Below are 20,059 nucleotides of genomic sequence, written 5' to 3' on the forward strand. Positions count from 1 at the left end.
ATGCTTGCGATGTTTTTTTGGGCTTTTGTAGTAGGGGGAATCATTTGTGTTATTGGCCAAATTATGTTTGATGTTTTTAAACTTACCCCCGGACATACTTTAAGTACATTAGTCGTAATAGGTGCTATTTTAGATGGTTTCGGTCTATATGAACCGTTAATCGACTTCGCAGGGGCTGGGGCAACCATTCCTATTACAAGTTTCGGAAATGCCCTTGTTCATGGGGCTATGAATGAAGCAGAAAAGCATGGTATCGTTGGGGTATTAACGGGAATGTTTGAGGTTACCAGTTCAGGGATCTCTGCCGCTATCATTTTTGGTTTTATTGGGGCACTTTTGTTTAAACCTAAAGGGTAAGAAAATGGGAATTATCATATAATTTTGCGCTTATTCAATTAAACATACACCGATTTAAGCCTCCTTCATATTATAAAGTAGTTGAATGAAGGAGCGTGATATACAAGATGGATAATGGATTCTTCAAAAATGTAGAAAAGAAAACTGGCGTCAATATGAAAGATATTTTAGACTTAGCAAACTCTTTACAAAATGCAAACTTTAAAGATGAAAAAACAGTTCGAGGCGTCATTCGTCGTGTTTCTCAAATAGCAAACAAGCCCGTATCAAAGGATATGGAAGATAAAATTGTTAAATCCATTGTAAATGATGGAAAGCAATTAGATTTCAATACAATTTCCCAGATGATTAATAAAAAATAATATCTGAAACGGCTGATTGAAGCTCAACTTCAAACAGCCGTTTTTTTATGTAAATTATTAATAATAAATGGTTATCAATTCTTAAATGGAGAGCTCATCTGAATACATAATCAAAAATATGCTAAAGTCTAACGGCACTCGTCCATTCCTTCTTGGTATTTTAATCATATAAAATAGTAAGTCAAAAGAAAAAGGAAAAAGAATGTAGCCGAAAATCGGTTATTTCTTTCTGAGTTCTTTTGATAAAAAAAAAAGGAGTGAAATAAATGAAAAAAAATACTGGATGTAACAGTCATGGGCATAATGGAAATCAAAGTTGCCCTCCACTTTCTGCTTGTCAAACAGGAAAAATAATTGCGGTAGATTCTGAGTTCACTGCAGTGGGTTTACCTAACACAGGATTACCTGCAGGTACTTTGCAGGATGTTGTTCTTCAGAATTTCGAACTTGAAGTAGATGTCGAAGACGATTTTCATCTTCCAACACCTGCTCGTGAAATCAAATGGATTAAGAAAAACATATCGTTAAAACAATGCAGAGCGGTGCCTTCAGATCAGTCACCAATTGGGATGGTCGTAAAGTTATTTTTAACAGGTATCTTGCATAAAAACATTCAATATGTAGAGCAATGCAGCGGATTTGTAAGGGATTTTAGTGTTGACATCCCATTTACAACAATTAAAAGGGTACCTTTAATTACACCATTTAGAAATCCTGCAGGAACTACTGGTATAGCTTTTAGCCAAAAAGCTTCCTTTAATGAGTATAGAGAGCTTGGCGATGACCAACATTCAGCTAATAGATGTGTTACTGGATCTCGAACTTTTGAGTATTTCACTGATCCAATTGAATGCAAAATACTAAATACAATTATTACTGAAATTGACCTTCTAAAAGATTTCGATTCTTTTGGAAGATTCTCTCGAGTAACTGAAAAAGTGGAAATTAGATTATTCTTAAGATTAACACAAAATCAATTTGTTCGAACACCAGGTGTTCCTACCCCTGCAGCATTAGAAAATGAAGAATAAAGTGATAAATTTTAAAAAGAATAAACAGGGCATCTATAGATGCCCTGTTTATTCTTTTATTAGATTTTTTTCATAAACTTACATACTGAGATTGTAAGAGATTAATTGCTAAAAGAACCCTTCCTTGTACATCAAGTTCTTTTTGACTGGTCTTTGATAATAATTCGTCATGCCAGGTAATATGAATATGGTGGATTTCAGGATAAATTGGGCAGGCGAATTGGTTATGACATTCACGGACAATCTGAATCTCCTTGTCATCCTTTGATTTAAACATGTATTCCGCTTGATGGCTACTTGGCAAATCAGGGCAATGCAGCCAATCTATCTCCGTTACTTTATCCCAAGGAATACGAATCTTAGTTAAGTGTAAAGAATTTTCATCATTTTCCTTAATATATTCAATTTCTCCGATAAGTTCACCTTTTAAGAAAACATTTGGAGAAGGTAGTAGTACTTTGCAATCAAATGATTTAAGACTCCAATCGATGTTGACTATGTTGGCAATTGGAATACTAAGATTAATCGTATTATATATATCTAAATCTAAGTTTAACAGTCCAAGTACAACTGGAATCTTAACTATTGGAAGTGTTGAATCTGTTTCTAATGAGCTTTCATCTTGACTACAATCTAATTCCTTAGAGTAAGAGGAAGACTCATTTGAAGAATCAGATTCATCCTGGCAAGGAAATACCTCAGAAGAAGATTCACTTAGAGAATCAGATTCATCCTGGCAAAGAAATACCTCAGAAGAAGATTCACTTAAAGAATCAGATTCATCCTGGCATGAAGATTCCTCAGAAGAAGATTCATTTAATGACTCCGATTCATCCTGACATGAAGATTCCTCAGGATAAGAAGAAGACTCATCTAAAGAATCAGATTCATCCTGATCAGAAGATTCCTCAGAATAAGGAGAAGACTCGTATAAAGAATCAGATTCATCCTTACCAGAAGATTCATCAAAATAAGAAGAAGACTCATCTAAAGAATCAGATTCATCGTGATAAGAAGACTCCTCAGAATAAGAAGAAGATTCATATATAGAATCTGATTCGTAAAAGGAAGAAGATTCAATATGAGACGATTCACTGTCCAGCATATAAGAAAATTTGTTCACTAACTCCTTGTCAAGTGTAAAATCATTATTTGAAGATGATTCCTCTGGGGAAGAAGAAGATTCATCAGTCTCTAATAAGTAAGAGGATTCATCTAGTCTATCAGAGGAGCTCTCCAATACTTCGTATATTGACGATGTAAGCTCAAAATAACCCTTATCATTTTGTGTATCTTCTTCAATGGCAAGAACCTTATGATCGTCATCTTTGCTTATGTTATCCGATTTGTGTTTTTTATTCTTTAGCGACATTCTTTGATAGTCATTGCCCTTCAAAGGTGGTGGTAATATAATTGGTTTTCTAGTGCTTCGTCTATAAGAATAACCTTCTCCGATTATTTCTTCTAAATCGTTTTTTTTCGATTTCATTTCATGAAAAACATTCCTCTCAGTTTTCATTTTTTAAGAAGGAATGCATAATAGCATTCTTTCCTGTCGCCTCCTTATTTCTCGCGAATATACCCCTTTTATTCATCTCAAATTAAGAAATTGGGATTATACAAACTTGGCCGCATAGTCCCGTTTTTGTCCACTTATCCCTAATAAAAATTAATCACAATCTTCTTCCCAATCATGATCGTTTGTTGTTGATGTAACCCGAATTTGTTGATTTTGAAGTACCTTTATTGTAAAGTCAATAACCATTTTTTCCTCGATGGTTGTAAAAAACCCTTCATCTAATGGAGCGCAATCTGGAATTGGTTGTCGATCTACGGCTTCATCCCATTCAATAATTCTGCTTGAAATTAATTCACAAAATGGCAGTTCATTATAAAATTGAGAACTCTCCTGGTGGAATTGAGATAAATCGCTTGTTAACAGCTCATCTTTTTCTGGATAACCAGATGGTAATGGTTTGGATACAAAGAAATCAAACTCTTTTCGTTTGTTCATTTCAGGCATAACTGGACATGAAATGAATTTTTTAATTTCAGTAATAGTCTGAAAAGGAATATCTACTGTCAATGAGTGTAAATCAGATGAAACCGATGTAGTTGTGCTTCCAGAAATATCAGTTGATGGAGTTGCATATTGAATGTTTTTGCGAACAAATCCTTTAATAAAAAGCTTATTGGTCGGTAAAAGTAATCGGCATTGTGTGATTTTTAATCTTTTTTTAATATCTTTAATTTCTAGTACAGGTTCTGGAAATGTAATGTTTGTATCTACATTTGCTTGTAAAGTAAGCTCTGCTAATACAACAGGCACCTTTGTGACAATTTTACCAATAGATACTTGAGGATGATGATGGTGTGTTGCTTCACATTCACAGTGATCGTCACATTTATGATGGTTTTTTTTATTTTTTTTCTCAGACATATTTTTTCTCCTCCTAGGTAAATCAGAATAGTGTATCCTATGCCTGACATATGACTATGTATAGGTAAACGCCCATGGACATAGGCGGAAAAAATTTTTTAATTCAAATTCATATATTTAAGGTCAAGGATACAATTTTTACAATAGAATGGAAGACTTAATATAAGTGACAGGATTTTAATGGTATGAATATAAAGGTATTAGAACCATTAACACTGATAAAAAATAAAGGCATTACCATATTTGGTAATGCCAAGTTTAGGATAATAGTTACAATTTTGAAGGGAGAACTTTGACCTAATGGCTTTGCTAAAGCAAATATTTTGCTGAATGCGAAGCGATTGCAAAGTTTATCTTCCGTTATTTGTAGGCGGTATAAAAGTCAATGGGTTAACAACCACTTGCTGATTTTGTAAGACCTTGATGTCAAAATTTAATACCATTTTTTCACTGATACGTGTGAAAACTCCTTCTTCGAATGGAGCATTTACACCCAAACCAGAACGATCTACAGATTCATCCCATTCAAGAATATTATGTGAGAGGATTTCGCAGAATGGAAGTTGGTTGTAATAGGCAGTGCTCGTTTGGTGGAATTGAGAAAGGTCACTAGAAAGTAGCTGATCTTTTTCAGGAAAACCTACCCCTAAAGATTGTGATCTGAAGAAGTCAAATTCTGCACGAGCATTCAATACTGGACGTTGCGGGCGTGATAAAAATGCAGATGCTGGAATGATAGTCATACATTCAAATGGTACATCAGTTGTAAGTGATCTAAGAGTAGAAGATACGCAGTCAGCTGAAATATCGCTTGTTGGTGTTGCGTATTGAATGTTTTTACGTACAAAACCTTTAATCACTAATGTTGCGTCAGCCAGGTTATAAGCATCTTCCGGACATGTAACTGGCTGTAACATTAAACTGCATTGAACAATTTTCACCCTCTTTTTTATATCTTTAATTTCCAGAACAGAATCTGGGAAATTAATATGTGTGGAAAGAACGGTAGATACTCTTCTTTCAGCAAGTGTAACTGGAACTCTTAGTACAGCTTGACCAGTGACTGGGTTACCAGGCTGAGTAACAGGATTTACCTGAGAACTGCAACATGCATCTACACCGGCAGATTGACCAAAATCAACACAATTATTATCTTGACAATTATTGCTCATTAATCATATTCCTCCTTTTAATTTAAGGTTCAATTTATGGTATGCAAGCTAATCTTCCTTCGCATAGTTATATGTATCAGTACATTCGTGGAAAAATCCAATGAAAGTAATGATTTAAAAAAATGGGTACACGCACAATGAAACTCCTGATTTGCATATGATTCAAAAGGAGGTAGAGATCATGAATAATCATAACTATTTTGCCGTTGATATAGGAAACAGTTGGTATAAGGCTTTATCGTTTGATAGAGGAGTCAATAGCGAATATAACATTCCAAATGCCATTTCATTATTTGATGAAGAATACTATGAAAAACCATATGATGATGATGATGTAGTATTTGAAGAAAATCTGATAGTTGAAATCAAAAGTCAGGCAATACTTGATAAAAGAGAATTGTTTTATATTGGGAAGGCAGCTGCCAAACAACGAGATGTAAGTTTAACAGCTTTTAATAATCAAAAGGTTGATGAGGACCGCACCTATATCTTGCTTTTTGGTCTAGCGGCTTATCATGCGGTATTAATGGGTGATGAAGAAAGTGATATTCACTATACAATCGATCAATTAGCTATTTCGCTGCCTACGACTCAATACAAAGACAAGAAACACAATTTTAAACAGCGATTAATTGGTACACATACCGTTATTTTTCATAAGGTTCCAGGTATTCCTGAACCAAAGGAACTGGTTGTTAAGATTCATGTGAAAGATGTCATCGTTGGGGCGGAGGGAGCATGTGCTTACTTAGGTCTGACACGTGACCAAGAAACCTTAGGAATTAAGGATAATTCTTTAATCACCGAATCTCGAAAAGGCATTATTATTGGTGACCTAGGAGGAGATTCAGTCGACTTTGTGGGTATTAAAAATAACAAACCTGTTGCTTCTGTTGAAGGGGAGCCATTTGGAATTAATCAATTTATTGATAATATTATCCAAAAGGTTAGTAAAAATGAGCTATATAAATTTGATTCACGCTCAGAATTAGAAGAAAAATTAATTGCTGGGCAATCCGAGTGGTATGTAGAACCATTTGCAGGAGTAAGAAAAGATATCAGCAAGTATATTGTGCCTCAGTTAAGAGCATTAGCAAGTAAGTATCTTGAGCGGTTTGACCGTGTTCGCAGCAGCTCAAATGAAATTAAGGGTGCAACTAGATATATTGCTGTTGGAGGTGCTGCTAAATTGGCTAAGAGACAGATACAAGAAGCGGCTGTCAAATGGTCAGAAAGAGGGCGTCCAATTGATTTAATGTTCCCTGAGGATATGGAAAAGCTGAATGTACTTGGTTTGATGATTTTAGCAAAAATGAACCAACTAAAAAAGGAACAAGAAAATAATGTTAACTTTACTACAGTAAAGAGCTAGTAGGTGATGGAAATGTCAGAAACATATACAGATTACATCAATAAAACAGCAATTACACTCCCTGATACGTATATCGATGTTAAAACAGGGGAGACTTTTCCTGTTTCTCCAGTAATACAGGAACAAATTGAATATCACGCATATAACAATACATTGATTCATTTAGTATTATCTGCTCTTGATCAATACCTTCATCCAAGGAAGGTAAAAGGCAAAGGCGGTTCAGAAGAAATCCTCTTTGAGTTATTGGAAATAAAAAAAATGTTGGTAAATGTTTCTACGATTAAAGACCTTTCTTCATTAGATTTACGCTCAAGGAATCAGCAGATAAGACACTCAATGGAGCTGAAAATGGAAGATTTAAATGAAGTTCTTGAAGCTTTTGGAGGATAATCATTCTATGTAATGAAGGTGAACTATATAGCTAAGTTCACCTTTTTTGGTTGATTTGAGGGAATTGGCAGAAAATCATAAGTGAGAGTAGATTAACTGTTGAAAATGGATATGTTGGTTACCTAATAAAAGTATTTTTTATAAATACACAGCAGGTAAACAGGTAATCGCACAAATGCAGGAAAGGTCTACTGTAATACAAATTCCCGATCTTTTTAAATCGTTAACATTTCTGCAGTGAATTTGATTACATGGACTATGGTCATGACTACTGTCTTTTCCCATATGAGACTTATCCTGTTTAAATGTTAATAATTCAAGAACTGCACAACCGTTTTTAACTTTTTTCACTTTAAAGATAAAAGAAGTAATACAAGCAAACTTTTCCTCATTAGATTTGCGGCTACAGTAAGTTTTCACACCTGTGGCTTTGAAAGGTTCACAACCTCCACAGTACAAAATGAAAGGTATTGTGTTTTTCTTGACTTTATTTTTTTCTCCTAATAATTCCTGAATGGACCCTTTACATGAAGTATCGCAGCACTCTTTATCTTTTTTGGCTTTCTTTTGTGCATGAAGGATTGCTTTTAAAACATCTTCTACACAACCTTGTTGATGCTTGGTATTGCCATGGTCAAGATCCTTACTTTGATCCCAAACATGACTGCTGCTACTTTCCTCAGTTTCATGGCTACTGTTACTACTGCTGCTGCTGCTCTCATGTTTCCATTCATGACTACTTGAACTACTGCTTTCTTCATGATGATGGTGATGGTGCTCACTGCTCTCATCACGATGGTGGTGATGATGGTCACTACTTTCACAATGCTTATCCAAATGCCAATGTTTTTCTCTTTCATGATCTTTATATTTGTAATTACCAAATCTCATTTTATTTTCACTCCTTACATAATTGTTCAAAATTAGCATACGGCTAAATTTATTTTTTGAGTGAGGATGTTGCCTAACTGATTTAATTAAATTTTAAATAATAACAAGGATCAAAATAATTATTCTCTCTTGGAATTTATATATTTTTGATTTATAGAGTAATTTTTTAATAGTATTATGTAATTTACTTTCTATTAATCTCTTGAATACTTTTCTTCATACACTCTATTAAATGTGGATATTGTCAATGTTTGATAGAGAAATGTAATTCTCTTTATAAAATTATTAAAGAGGGAGCTTTCACTCCCTCTCCTTACTTTACGGATTAATGAACCCAATATTACATGTTGTTATAGCACGAATATTGCCTTGGTTAACAATTCCAACGAAGACTTGATTAATTGTGCCCGTAAATGTTGTACCACCTGTACCTATAGCTACATTTGTTCCTAACAATTCATTTAAGGCTACTCTAATTGCGGACTCACATATTCCTTCACACGAAGTGTCTGCAGGTTCTGGTAGGTTTAGGAATGTTAAACCTGCGCTTGTAAACGTAGCATTTCCTAAAAGGGTAAGAGCAGCAATATCACAGATACTAATTCTTGTTCCATCCGCACCAACAACTACTCCAGGGGTTAGAGTTGGATCCATTATTGAATCTGGAATAAGCCTTACTGGAGTAAAGTTACCAATGGCACCATTTTCAGCAGTTCTTATAGAAACGCTTATATTGTTATTTGGGTTACTATCTGTATTTTTTTGAACAATTTGTTCTAATAAGTTTGCTATTTGTGCTGTACATGTGCATCCTACATCATCATCTTCACAATCACATTCACCTTGAGGTCCTTGGTTACCTTGAGGACCTTGGTCGCCTTGAGGTCCTTGGTCACCTTGAGGTCCTTGGTCACCTTGAGGTCCTTGGTCACCTTGAGGTCCCTGGTCGCCTTGAGGTCCTTGGTCGCCTTGAGGACCTTGGTCGCCTTGAGGTCCTTGGTCGCCTTGAGGTCCTTGGTCGCCTTGAGGACCTTGGTCGCCTTGAGGTCCTTGGTCGCCTTGAGGTCCTTGGTCGCCTTGAGGACCTTGGTCGCCTTGAGGTCCTTGGTCGCCTTGAGGTCCTTGGTCGCCTTGAGGTCCTTGGTCGCCTTGAGGTCCTTGGTCGCCTTGAGGTCCTTGGTCGCCTTGAGGTCCTTGGTCACCTTGAGGTCCTTGGTCGCCTTGAGGTCCTTGGTCACCTTGAGGTCCTTGGTCACCTTGAGGTCCTTGGTCACCTTGAGGTCCTTGGTCGCCTTGAGGTCCTTGGTCGCCTTGAGGTCCTTGGTCGCCTTGAGGTCCTTGATCACCCTGAGGTCCTTGGTCGCCTTGAGGTCCTTGGTCACCTTGAGGTCCTTGGTCACCTTGAGGTCCTTGGTCGCCTTGAGGTCCTTGGTCACCTTGAGGTCCTTGGTCGCCTTGAGGTCCTTGGTCACCTTGAGGTCCTTGGTCGCCTTGAGGACCTTGGTCGCCTTGAGGACCTTGGTCGCCTTGAGGACCTTGGTCGCCCTGAGGTCCTTGGTCACCTTGAGGTCCTTGGTCGCCTTGAGGTCCTTGGTCACCTTGAGGTCCTTGGTCGCCTTGAGGTCCTTGATCGCCTTGAGGTCCTTGGTCACCTTGAGGTCCTTGGTCGCCTTGAGGTCCCTGTTCACCTTGAGGTCCTTGGTCGCCTTGAGGTCCCTGTTCACCTTGAGGCCCTTGGTCGCCTTGAGGTCCTTGATCACCTTGAGGTCCTTGATCACCTTGAGGCCCTTGGTCGCCCTGAGGACCTTGGTCGCCTTGAGGCCCTTGGTCGCCTTGAGGCCCTTGGTCGCCCTGAGGACCTTGGTCACCTTGAGGCCCTTGGTCGCCTTGAGGTCCTTGGTCACCTTGAGGCCCTTGGTCGCCTTGAGGACCTTGATCGCCTTGAGGTCCTTGTTCACCTTGAGGACCTTGGTCGCCTTGAGGTCCCTGTTCACCTTGAGGACCTTGGTCGCCTTGAGGTCCCTGTTCACCCTGAGGTCCTTGGTCACCTTGAGGCCCTTGGTTGCCTTGAGGCCCTTGGTTACCTTGAGGCCCTTGGTCACCTTGAGGTCCTTGGTTGCCTTGAGGCCCTTGGTTACCTTGAGGTCCTTGGTTGCCTTGAGGCCCTTGGTTACCTTGAGGACCTTGGTTACCTTGAGGCCCTTGGTTGCCCTGAGGCCCTTGGTTGCCTTGAGGTCCCTGAGGCCCTTGGTTGCCTTGAGGTCCCTGGTTGCCTTGAGGCCCTTGGTTGCCTTGAGGTCCTTGGTTGCCTTGAGGTCCTTGGTTGCCCTGAGGTCCTTGGTTGCCTTGAGGCCCTTGGTTGCCTTGAGGTCCTTGGTTGCCCTGAGGTCCTTGGTTGCCCTGAGGTCCTTGGTTGCCTTGAGGTCCCTGAGGACCTTGGTTGCCTTGAGGTCCAGCTGCAGGTCCCTGAGGTCCTTGAGGTCCTTGAGTTCCACGATTACACCTATTAAAAGGGTCTTCGGCATGATAACATTCACAATTTAATTTTCCACAAATAATACACGACAAATTTTTTACACCTCACTTTATTAGTTGTCTATATACTCTATTAATTCCTTGAAATAATTGACACGGCAGTTATTAAAAATAGATTTGTATCCATAATCAAGAGCCGAAATTCGTTATTTAAGATTTGTTATTATAGAACCTATAGGTGTGCGAAGAAAAAAACTTGGCCAAAGAATTGTCTGGAGTATGAGGTGCTAAAATTTCTATTGAAAAATTGGGGAATGTATACTAAGTACCTAGTATTTAATAGGCGGTAGAAATGCTAATTTAAATATGTACATTCTTGCTTGAATAAAAATGTACAAAATCGATTGCTCATTTCATACTAATCTTGGGGGGATTAGTATGTATATAACGCTAAATGTTGAAACTAATTTTGAGATTAAGAGTCTTTCAGACTTGCCAAAATTTAAACAACTAATGGAGCATTTAAAAATGAAAATTAATAAAAGTAAATTAGCAGAAGAATTAGGTGTGGATCGAAGAACGATTGATAAGTATCTGGGGGGATTTGTCCCGAAACGCAAACGAGAAAAGCCTTCTAAAATTGATGAATACTATGAAGTTATTGCAGCCCTTCTTAGCGAAGATTCAAAGCAGGTTTTTTATTATCGGCGAGTGCTTTGGCAATATCTTAAGGATAACCACGGTTTAAATTGTTCTGATTCTGCATTCCGTGCCTATATTGCACGAACACCAGAATTTAAAGCCTATTTTGAGGATGAGAAGCGTATTTCTTCCCCTACGGGGACGGTTCGTTTTGAAACACCTCCAGGCAAACAAGCTCAACTAGATTGGAAGGAAAGTATTCAGTTTGAAACAAAAGATGGGGAAAAAGTAGAAGTCAATGTTGCGGTGTTACTTCTATCGTATTCTAGATTCCGTGCTTTCTATTTAAGTATCTCTAAGTCTCAAAGTGTACTGCTCTCTTTTTTAACGGAGGCATTTGAAGCATTTGGAGGCGTACCCACTGAAATTGTAACGGATAATATGAAAACCGTAATGGACGAGGCAAGAACAGAATTTTCTGGCGGGAAAGTAAATTCAAAGTTTGAGCAGTTTGCGAAGGATTTTGGTTTTAAAGTAAAACCTTGTATTGCAGGCCGCCCAAGGACCAAAGGAAAAGTAGAATCAACGATGAAGTTATTAGATGAAATTCATGCTTACCAAGGGCAATTAACTTTAGAAGAGCTACATCAGTTTATACAAGATTTATGTAATCGAATTAATCACGAGTTGCATCAAGGAACAGGTAAAATACCGGTTTTTGAATTTAAAAAAGAAAGGAATCACTTACTCCAGCTACCAACTGAAAAAGTAAGAGATTCCTATCGCATCAAACATACACAAGTAAAAGTCAATGCGTCTAACATGATTTCCTACAAATCCAATCAATATTCGGTACCAGCCGAATACCGAGGAAAAAAAGTAGGCTTACAAGTGTACGATGAACAACTATGGATTTATTATAACACGAAACTCATCGCTCAACACTCAATCAGTAACGCAAAACTCAATTATCAGGAAGAACATTATAGAGAAAGTCTACTTGTTTCAGCCCCGTATTATCCTGAGATTGATGAATTAGCCAAACAAAATCTAGCAGCGATTGGAAAGGTGTATAAATAATGAATCCCGGTACAAATTATCAACATTTACTAAATAATTTAGAGTATTTAAAACTCAAACAAATGATGGTGCATCTAAATCAAGTTATAGATTTCAGCGTACAAAACCAATTATCATTTGTGGACACCCTTATTAAATTAACAAATTACGAAATTGATGTGCGTGAACAAAATATGATTCATTCTATGGTGAAGGTTGGAGCTTTTCCACATTTAAAAGAAGTGAAGGATTTTGACTTTGATTTTCAACCGTCCATCAATCAACAGCAAATTTTCGATTTTTTAACGTTACGATTTATTGAGAAAAATGAAAATATCGTCTTTTTAGGACCGAGTGGTGTTGGTAAAACCCACTTGGCCACATCAATTGGGATTCACGCAGCTAAGAAGAGAACAAGTACGTATTTTATCAAGTGCCATGATTTGATACAGAATCTGAAAAGAGCGAGGTTGGAAAATCACTTAGAAAATCGATTGAAACACTATGCAAAATATAAGCTTTTGATTATTGACGAAATTGGATATTTACCGATTGATCAAGAGGATGCGAAAATGTTTTTTCAACTTATTGATATGCGTTATGAAAAGCGCAGTACGATATTTACAACGAATATAAACTTTAAAGCATGGGATGAAGTCTTCCAGGAGCCAAAGCTAGCTAATGCGATATTAGATCGAATTTTACACCATGCGACTGTGGTGACAATGGTAGGCAATTCATATCGTTTAAAAGATCATTTAGCTAAAGAAAACGAGTAATTTTGTACATCCTTATACAAGCGAAATTGTACATATTTGTGTTGACATTTATAGGCGGCTTTAAGAAGTTTAATTTTTAAATTATTCATATTAAATTTAAAAACCTCAATCTCTAATGGACTGAGGTTTCAGATTTATTATGAAATAGTTTATAAGTAGGCTAAATGGTTTTTAATTACTTCCCTTAAGGTTCTACAACAATTATCTCCTTACCCGAAGCACAATACTTAGCATACTGAATACAAGTTTCTAATGAATCATTCGGCTCCATTGGCCACCAGCGAATTGCTCCCATTGGTGCCTTTGAAGCATAACTCTCTACTTCTTCTGGAATCCTGCCTACAACGACTACTTCCATTTCTTTGAAATTAGTATCTAACCCCTTTTGTAGAGTCTTAAGTAATTGGGAATGTTCATGATCAGATTGTGAATAGGGGATAGGAAATAGGATAGACACTTTAGAATCATCTTCATTTATAATATGAGCCGTTTTCCGAGCAGGATGGTCAGGAGGCGTTTCCCAGACTCGGCTGTAAGGTAAGAGTTCCGGTAAAGCAAGTTCTTCCCCTCTTGAACAAATCCTTTGATAATAATAGCGATAAAGTTCCCGTATTAGGATCTGAATCTGTTGATTCCGAGTAAAAGTGGAATTATCTCCATGCTCATTTCGATATTGGATATAAAGTAAATGAGGTATAGCCACCATCTTTGTACAAAGAAATGTTCGAACAATCATATCGTAATCATCTGCAACCAAAAGTTCTTCACGATGTCCTCCAATTAGATGATAACAATCCCGAGTCCACGCTCGTGGATGATTTGGTAAACCCACCAAATGCCTAATGGTATTTGCATTAATGGTGGTATGTCTTTGTACATTTTGCCATCTGTTCATTTCATGTACCCAGACTCGATAATGAATACTATAACCATACCCACAATCCCACCCATACCAATGGGCAAAATTAGTTCCGTAATAAACTTCAGTGCAATCTCCATAGGCAAAACCGCATTCTGGATTTTGCTTAAATGCATCAACAATTTTCTGAAGACAATCAGTGGTGAGGTCATCATCATGATCAACTTCTACTAATATTTCCCCTGTACATAGCCCAGCTGCATACCGTTTAATGGCCCCAATATATCCATTACGAAAGTCTTGACGATATCTTCTAACCCTTGGGTCCTCTAAGGTAAGCAAACTCTGATGATAGGTTTCATCATCATCACCTGAGTCGTCTACAATGATCCATTCCCAATTAGTGTATGTTTGATTCAATAAAGATCGATACGGTCGTTGAATTTTCTCTTTAGATCTATAGCTAGCTGTAAAGATGGATATTAAGGGAGTATCGGAAGAAAATCGAGTGGATGGTATGGTTCTATTTTCAGGAAGAGGATCAGTGCTTTTCAGCCAACAGTAAAATAATTTATAGGGTTGAATCTCTTCTATGGAAGAATAATGTAACCAGCGTTTTCTTTCGTGATGAGGTAATTTATTTAGTGTTTTAAACTCTTGCCATTCTGGTCCTAGGGAAAGATAAACTCTTGGGTTCTTTGGATGAATATTTAATAACGAGTCTGTAGGAGCATATACTTTTACAGTGATGCCGCTTTCTTTCAATTTAGCTAACATATCCTTAAAACCATTTAAATTATTCTTTTTCGAAATAAAAAGATGGGTTGTCAATAAAGGAGTTTCAGTGGAAGGCAACTCATATTCCCCCTCTAAAAAAATTGGTTAAATAGCGTGTAAATATTTCTTCCTTCCTTAATGAATCAATTTCAAAATACAAACTCACTCATTATTTTTATCTACATAGATATATATGGGAAAGGAAAGAAGATATGCCCTTGACGATACTAAATCAATGGAATCACGAAGTTCAAGGGAATGAATGTTGTAGTTGATAAGGAGTTGACAAAAGCAACTTATGATACAAATTCCATTTTTGCGACCAAATCTTGTTAAGCACGAGGCTCTAATCCCGTATTTAAAAGAAATAGAAGACTCTAGACTTTATAGTAATTTTGGTCCTTTAAATACACGGTTTGAAAAACAAGTCATGAATCAATATTTTGACAATGATGGAGCAGTCATAACAGTCAATAATGCAACAATTGGCTTGATATTGGCTCTTTCTCAAATTAGGAAATCGAAGGGTAAGTATGTTCTCATGCCTAGCTTTACGTTTGCTGCTACTCCCTTAGCAGCAATTTGGAGTGGGTTAGAGCCCTATTTTGTTGATATTAATTCTGATAACTGGTCTATGAATGAGAGTTTACTTAAGGATTGTCTAGAAAAATTGGGTGATGACGTAGCTGCTGTTCTACCCTATGCAACCTTCGGAACGAACATGGACCTAAAATTCTATAAAAAGATTCATGAATCTGGGGTTCCTGTGGTTGTAGATGCAGCTGCCAGTTTCGGTGCAATAAAAGACCAAATTCACTTTGGAAAGGGATTCCCTGGTTTTGTTGTGTTTAGTTTTCATGCAACCAAATCTTTTGGAGTAGGGGAGGGAGGTCTAATCTATAGTGGAAACAAGGATTTAATATCTAAAATTCGCCAAGCGGAGAATTTTGGATTTTCGAGTAACAGAGAAACCAATTTACTTGGTTTGAATGGGAAGATATCAGAGTACACGGCAGCAATCGCCTTAGCTACTTTGGATGTATATGAGCAAAAAATGAATGTGCGACAACAAATTTATCATTGGTACTTAAACGAACTAGAACAAAAAGGATTATTCGATAAAGGCTGGCAAGTTCAAAAAACGGAGGGAGGAATCCCTCATCAATTTATGCCAATTTGTTGTCCAGAAGGTAAAAATAACAGCGATATTATCCAATCTCTCGCAAATTTGAATATAGAAGCTCGTACTTACTTTTCTCCGACTTGCCACCAACAACCACTTTTTAAATCTTATCAACATGCCACTTTACAGGTCACCGAAAATCTTTCAAAACGCATCCTTAGTCTCCCTCTATGGGAAGAAATGACCATTCAAGATGTTAAGAGAATTGTAGAAGGGATGGGGTTATCATAAAGCCGCTTGTTGTTTGGGGATGCGGAGGACACGGTCGTGAGGTTCTTCATCTATGTGAACAAATAGGTATAAAAGTGTTGGGATTTTTAGATGAAAGACCTGAAGTGAAAGGGAAGGTAGTGGATGATGTACCTGTATTAGGTGATTTACCTGATATTATTTCATTAAAAAATGACGTGAAGATTGTTTGTGCAGGTGTAGGGGATCCGTACCTAAAGAAACGACTAGTTGAAAAAACGAAGAACTTTGGGTTTCAATTTGCAGATTCATTAATACATCCCTCTGTGTTTATTTCTAAACGAAATCGCTTAGGAATTGGTAATGTCATTTGTGAAGGGACTATTATTACCACGAATGTAGATATAGGTAATTTTGTCATTATAAATCGAGGAGTAGGGATTAGTCATGATGATCAAATAGAGGATTATGTGACTGTATCTCCAGGAGTTCAAATTGCAGGGAATGTCACTTTACGGGAAGGTGCTTTTATAGGAATAGGCTCTTCCATTCGTGAAAAAACGACCATAGGATCCTGGTCTGTGATTGGCGGGGGATCTTTCGTGAAAGATGATGTACAAGAGCATTCATTATATGCAGGGGTTCCTGCAGAGTTTAAAAGAAGTCTAAAAAAATGCTAAACGTTCATTAACTATTATTTAACCAAAGAGAAAGGGGGAATCATTCTGGGAAAATCCTTAGTAAGTGTTGTGATACCAGCATATAATCGTCCAGATACTTTAAAAATAGCTATCGAAAGCGTATTGCAACAAACCTATCAAAATATTGAAATCATTATTTGTGATGATAGTTCAGATAATAGGGTGCAAGAAATGCTTGTTCCTTATATAAAATCATATCCTCAGATTAAGTACCATAAAAACGAACGGAACCTATTCCTAGAAAATTGGCATAAATGCTTCGACCTTGCATCAGGTGAGTATATTAATTATTTAATGGATGATGATGTTTTTCATAAAGATAAAATTGCGAAAATGATCTATTTTTTTAATGAATTTGAGAATATTACACTCGTTACTTCTTATCGGCAGACTATTAATGAATCCGGTCATTTCATTTCCCCTATGCGTGCGACTATGAAACTATATCAAGAAACCCGAATTTTAGAAGGCAAACGGTTTGGAAATTTTGTGTTAACAAATTGTCTCAATGTTATAGGCGAACCTACGACAGTGTTATTTCGCAAAAAGGATCTAACCGAAAAATTTGGGGTATATCAAGGGAAACAGTATTCACTTATTAATGACCTAGCGGCTTGGCTATCATTGTTATCCAAGGGGAAGGCTGTATATATCCCGGAAGCACTTAGTTATTTTCGAATACATCCTAAACAAAATAATAATGTTTTGGGATTTAAGGCTTTTGGTGAATGGCTGGATATAATGATTGCTTCAAGAGAAGATGGATTTCTTGATACGAATGAATTATTCAAAACTGCTTTAAACTCTTACAGAAATCGAGTGAAGAATTATCCTCAATTTATTAAAGATGTCGAACGAATTGATGAGATATTAAAAACTTTAGATTAATATGTTAATACTGTGAAAAGCTCTCGGGACCCGAGAGCTTTTCAAATTGCTTTTATTTATTACTTATCTTCCATTTTCTTATTGCCCAGTAAGTACCGGTTTAGCCCATCTTTCCAATGAGGCATAGCATCAAAATGATTAATCCGTAATCCTAAATGGTCTAAAACGGAATGCTTCGGTCGCTTAGCAGGACGGGGAAATTCCTCCGTTGTACAAGGTATGAGATTAATAGGATTGTTTCTTAGTCTGAAAATCTCTTTTGCAAATTCATACCAAGAGCAGCTACCTGAATTAGATACATGGTAAGTGCCGAATTTATTCGTTTCCATTATTTGAACAATACTTTTAGAAAGGTCTAAAGTATAAGTTGGACAGCCAACTTGGTCATTTACCACCATCAGTTGCTCCTTTTCTTTTGATAGTTTAAGCATGGTATTGACAAAGTTGCTTCCATTATTTCCGTAAACCCAAGAGGTACGAATAATAAAATATTTTGAATGAAAATCCCGAACAAAATTCTCTCCTGCTAATTTTGACTGACCATAAATATTGATTGGGGAAACGGGTGAAAATTCATGATAGGGTACATTTGACTGTCCATCAAACACATAATCTGTACTGATATAAACCAATTTTGCCTTAATGCTTTCAGCTGCTATAGCGATATTTCGAGTGCCTATTCCATTGATAAGAAAAGCTAGGTCCATATTCGATTCCGCCTGATCTACTTGTGTATAAGCAGCACAATGAATAATGATATTTGGTTGCAATTGTGAAATGGTTTGAAGTACTTGTTCTTCATTTGTAATGTCTAGTTCCTGTTTTCCTTTACCAACAACATCATAGCCTGAATGTTTTAAGAAGAGAACCAAATCTGAACCGAGCTGTCCTTGTGCACCAGTCACTAGTATTCTAGTAATCTCAAATCCCCCCTCTAAACCCTACTATAAAATTTAAATCAGCTTTTTCCACCATTCTTCATTTGTTTGATACCAAGTAATCGTTTCTTGGATCCCTTGTTCGAATGTATAACGTGGCTTCCAACCCAATTCATTTTGAATTTTACTGGAGTCTATCGCGTATCTAAAATCATGTCCTAATCGATCATTAACAAACGTAATTAAATCTTTGGATACTCCTAATGTTTTAACAATGTGTTCTACAATTTCAAGATTGGTACGTTCATTATGTCCGCCGATATTGTATATTTCACCAGATTTACCATTATGGATAACCAAATCAATCGCTGAACAATGATCTTTTACATGCAACCAATCTCGAATGTTTTGACCATTCCCATAGACAGGTAGTGTTTTTCCTTTTAGTGCTTTAATAATCATGAGCGGTATTAATTTTTCGGGGAATTGATAAGGTCCATAATTATTGGAGCATCTAGTGATATTTACATCTAAACCAAATGTTTCATGATAGGCTCTAACTAAGAAGTCTGCACTTGCTTTACTGGCTGAATAGGGACTGTTGGGGGATAAAGGGGTGTCTTCGGTAAAGTATCCAGTTGGACCGAGTGAGCCATATACTTCATCAGTAGAAATTTGAATGAAACGGAGATGATATTTTTTTGCCACTTCCAAGAGTGTTTGTGTTCCCATAATATTCGTTTTTACGAATTCAGAGGAATTGGTAATACTCCTATCAACATGTGATTCAGCGGCAAAATTGACGATTACGTTTACTCCATAAGTCACTACTACATGTTCAAGTAACTCTTGGTTGGTAATGTCTCCTTTAATAAAGGAGTAATGATCTGAATCTTTAATTGAATGTAAGTTTTCTAAATTTCCAGCGTAAGTTAATTTATCATAATTAATAATATGTTTTTCAGGATATTTTTCTAGAAAGTACTGGATAAAGTTGCTACCGATAAACCCTGCTCCACCTGTAACGAGTAATCTCATTTTCTGTCCTCCTTTATTGAAAAATTGATCTCAGCATTTATTAATAAAGGAAGCTTACTGTCTTTTTCCGATAATATTGGATTTGAAACTGGCCAATCAATGTCAAGGTCAGGATCATTCCAAAGGATTCCTCTTTCTAGATTAGGATCATAATACTCATCTACTTTATAGAAAATGTTTGTATTGGGGACGAGGGTACAAAAACCATGAGCAAAGCCTTTTGGAACTATGACTTGGCGTTTATTGTCTTCACTTAAAATAACACTAATCCATTGACCAAAGGTGGGGGAGTTTTCTCTAATATCTACAACCACATCAAAGATTGCCCCGGTAACTACTCGAACTAACTTGGATTGCGCTTTTGGATTTAGCTGATAATGTAACCCGCGTAATACGCCAGTCTCTTTAGATAGAGACTGATTATCTTGAATAAAAGCCAGATCTATCCCGAGTTTTTTTAGTACACTTCTATTGTAGCTTTCCATAAAAAATCCCCGATTGTCACTGTAAACATTCGGTTCAAGGATATATACACCTTGAAGTTTGGTTTTTTTGATGTTCATATCCCACCTC

At 37.0% G+C, this 20,059-nt stretch carries 20 protein-coding genes; 10 read left to right on the plus strand and 10 right to left on the minus strand.

The genetic code is table 11. The features are described from left to right. From spoVAE to ACSBPO_RS06280, 3 genes are all read left to right on the plus strand, one after another. On the plus strand, window positions 1-357 hold the full coding sequence (gene spoVAE, locus ACSBPO_RS06270; RefSeq protein ID WP_442599208.1) for a stage V sporulation protein AE: 357 nt from the start codon (window positions 1-3) through the stop codon (window positions 355-357). 107 nt (window positions 358-464) lie between these two features. After that, window positions 465-719 carry a stage VI sporulation protein F gene (locus ACSBPO_RS06275; protein ID WP_442599209.1) on the plus strand — a complete coding sequence of 85 codons (255 nt, stop codon included), beginning with the start codon at window positions 465-467 and terminating at the stop codon, window positions 717-719. Between the two features lie 266 nt (window positions 720-985). Next, window positions 986-1,750, plus strand: a complete 765-nt coding sequence (locus ACSBPO_RS06280; protein WP_442599211.1) for a CsxC family protein — start codon at window positions 986-988, stop codon at window positions 1,748-1,750. Window positions 1,751-1,820: 70 nt separating this feature from the next. Here ACSBPO_RS06280 and ACSBPO_RS06285 read toward each other — a convergent pair whose 3' ends face one another. From ACSBPO_RS06285 to ACSBPO_RS06295, 3 genes are all read right to left on the minus strand, one after another. Beyond that, window positions 1,821-3,239, minus strand: coding sequence for a hypothetical protein (locus ACSBPO_RS06285; protein WP_442599212.1), 1,419 nt, complete (start codon window positions 3,237-3,239; stop codon window positions 1,821-1,823). A gap of 180 nt (window positions 3,240-3,419) precedes the next feature. Beyond that, the gene (locus tag ACSBPO_RS06290; RefSeq protein WP_442599213.1) at window positions 3,420-4,190 is read right to left on the minus strand and encodes a CsxC family protein; all 771 of its coding nucleotides are present in this window, start codon (window positions 4,188-4,190) and stop codon (window positions 3,420-3,422) included. Window positions 4,191-4,540: 350 nt separating this feature from the next. Next, window positions 4,541-5,362 carry a CsxC family protein gene (locus ACSBPO_RS06295; protein ID WP_442599214.1) on the minus strand — a complete coding sequence of 274 codons (822 nt, stop codon included), beginning with the start codon at window positions 5,360-5,362 and terminating at the stop codon, window positions 4,541-4,543. Between the two features lie 181 nt (window positions 5,363-5,543). Here ACSBPO_RS06295 and ACSBPO_RS06300 point away from each other — a divergent pair, with 181 nt between their 5' ends. Continuing rightward, a complete protein-coding gene (locus ACSBPO_RS06300; RefSeq protein ID WP_442599215.1) occupies window positions 5,544-6,734 on the plus strand; it encodes an Alp7A family actin-like protein in 1,191 nt (396 codons plus the stop codon). Window positions 6,735-6,746: 12 nt separating this feature from the next. Next, entirely contained in the window at window positions 6,747-7,127 is a 381-nt protein-coding gene (locus ACSBPO_RS06305; protein ID WP_442599216.1) for a hypothetical protein, read from the plus strand. A gap of 138 nt (window positions 7,128-7,265) precedes the next feature. Here ACSBPO_RS06305 and ACSBPO_RS06310 read toward each other — a convergent pair whose 3' ends face one another. The 3 genes from ACSBPO_RS06310 to ACSBPO_RS06320 all read right to left on the minus strand — a co-directional run bounded on the left by ACSBPO_RS06310 (window position 7,266) and on the right by ACSBPO_RS06320 (window position 10,513). Continuing rightward, window positions 7,266-8,018 (minus strand): CotY/CotZ family spore coat protein, encoded by a 753-nt coding sequence (locus tag ACSBPO_RS06310; protein ID WP_442599217.1) that lies wholly within the window; start codon window positions 8,016-8,018, stop codon window positions 7,266-7,268. A 318-nt stretch (window positions 8,019-8,336) separates the two neighbouring features. Beyond that, the gene (locus ACSBPO_RS06315; RefSeq protein ID WP_442599218.1) at window positions 8,337-8,672 is read right to left on the minus strand and encodes a hypothetical protein; all 336 of its coding nucleotides are present in this window, start codon (window positions 8,670-8,672) and stop codon (window positions 8,337-8,339) included. Window positions 8,673-8,830: 158 nt separating this feature from the next. After that, complete coding sequence (locus ACSBPO_RS06320; RefSeq protein WP_442599219.1) at window positions 8,831-10,513, minus strand: hypothetical protein; 1,683 nt, start codon at window positions 10,511-10,513, stop codon at window positions 8,831-8,833. A 418-nt stretch (window positions 10,514-10,931) separates the two neighbouring features. On the opposite strand from ACSBPO_RS06320, the gene istA reads away from it, so the two are divergent. Both istA and istB read left to right on the plus strand, forming a co-directional pair. Continuing rightward, window positions 10,932-12,215 carry an IS21 family transposase gene (gene istA, locus ACSBPO_RS06325; RefSeq protein WP_442594257.1) on the plus strand — a complete coding sequence of 428 codons (1,284 nt, stop codon included), beginning with the start codon at window positions 10,932-10,934 and terminating at the stop codon, window positions 12,213-12,215. Beyond that, window positions 12,215-12,973, plus strand: a complete 759-nt coding sequence (istB, locus tag ACSBPO_RS06330) for an IS21-like element helper ATPase IstB (RefSeq protein ID WP_442594255.1) — start codon at window positions 12,215-12,217, stop codon at window positions 12,971-12,973. The genes istA and istB overlap by 1 nt, the downstream gene beginning before the upstream one ends. A gap of 184 nt (window positions 12,974-13,157) precedes the next feature. Here istB and ACSBPO_RS06335 read toward each other — a convergent pair whose 3' ends face one another. Next, entirely contained in the window at window positions 13,158-14,687 is a 1,530-nt protein-coding gene (locus ACSBPO_RS06335) for a glycosyltransferase (protein WP_442599220.1), read from the minus strand. 220 nt (window positions 14,688-14,907) lie between these two features. On the opposite strand from ACSBPO_RS06335, the gene ACSBPO_RS06340 reads away from it, so the two are divergent. The 3 genes from ACSBPO_RS06340 to ACSBPO_RS06350 all read left to right on the plus strand — a co-directional run bounded on the left by ACSBPO_RS06340 (window position 14,908) and on the right by ACSBPO_RS06350 (window position 17,570). After that, window positions 14,908-16,023: an aminotransferase class I/II-fold pyridoxal phosphate-dependent enzyme gene (locus tag ACSBPO_RS06340; RefSeq protein WP_442599221.1), complete on the plus strand. Its 1,116-nt coding sequence runs from the start codon at window positions 14,908-14,910 to the stop codon at window positions 16,021-16,023. Between the two features lie 62 nt (window positions 16,024-16,085). Beyond that, on the plus strand, window positions 16,086-16,661 hold the full coding sequence (locus ACSBPO_RS06345; protein ID WP_442600321.1) for an acetyltransferase: 576 nt from the start codon (window positions 16,086-16,088) through the stop codon (window positions 16,659-16,661). A gap of 45 nt (window positions 16,662-16,706) precedes the next feature. After that, complete coding sequence (locus ACSBPO_RS06350; RefSeq protein ID WP_442600322.1) at window positions 16,707-17,570, plus strand: glycosyltransferase family 2 protein; 864 nt, start codon at window positions 16,707-16,709, stop codon at window positions 17,568-17,570. A 59-nt stretch (window positions 17,571-17,629) separates the two neighbouring features. Here ACSBPO_RS06350 and rfbD read toward each other — a convergent pair whose 3' ends face one another. The 3 genes from rfbD to rfbC are packed head-to-tail and all read right to left on the minus strand — an operon-like array spanning window position 17,630 to window position 20,049. Continuing rightward, entirely contained in the window at window positions 17,630-18,475 is an 846-nt protein-coding gene (gene rfbD / locus ACSBPO_RS06355; RefSeq protein WP_442599222.1) for a dTDP-4-dehydrorhamnose reductase, read from the minus strand. 48 nt (window positions 18,476-18,523) lie between these two features. Further along, window positions 18,524-19,486 carry a dTDP-glucose 4,6-dehydratase gene (gene rfbB, locus ACSBPO_RS06360; RefSeq protein WP_442599223.1) on the minus strand — a complete coding sequence of 321 codons (963 nt, stop codon included), beginning with the start codon at window positions 19,484-19,486 and terminating at the stop codon, window positions 18,524-18,526. Then, the gene (gene rfbC / locus ACSBPO_RS06365; RefSeq protein WP_442599224.1) at window positions 19,483-20,049 is read right to left on the minus strand and encodes a dTDP-4-dehydrorhamnose 3,5-epimerase; all 567 of its coding nucleotides are present in this window, start codon (window positions 20,047-20,049) and stop codon (window positions 19,483-19,485) included. Before rfbC ends, rfbB begins: the two co-directional genes overlap by 4 nt. Window positions 20,050-20,059 lie beyond the last annotated feature (10 nt).

Origin of the sequence: Neobacillus sp. D3-1R (assembly GCF_052180215.1) — a bacterium.
GTDB lineage: Bacteria > Bacillota > Bacilli > Bacillales > Cytobacillaceae > Pseudoneobacillus.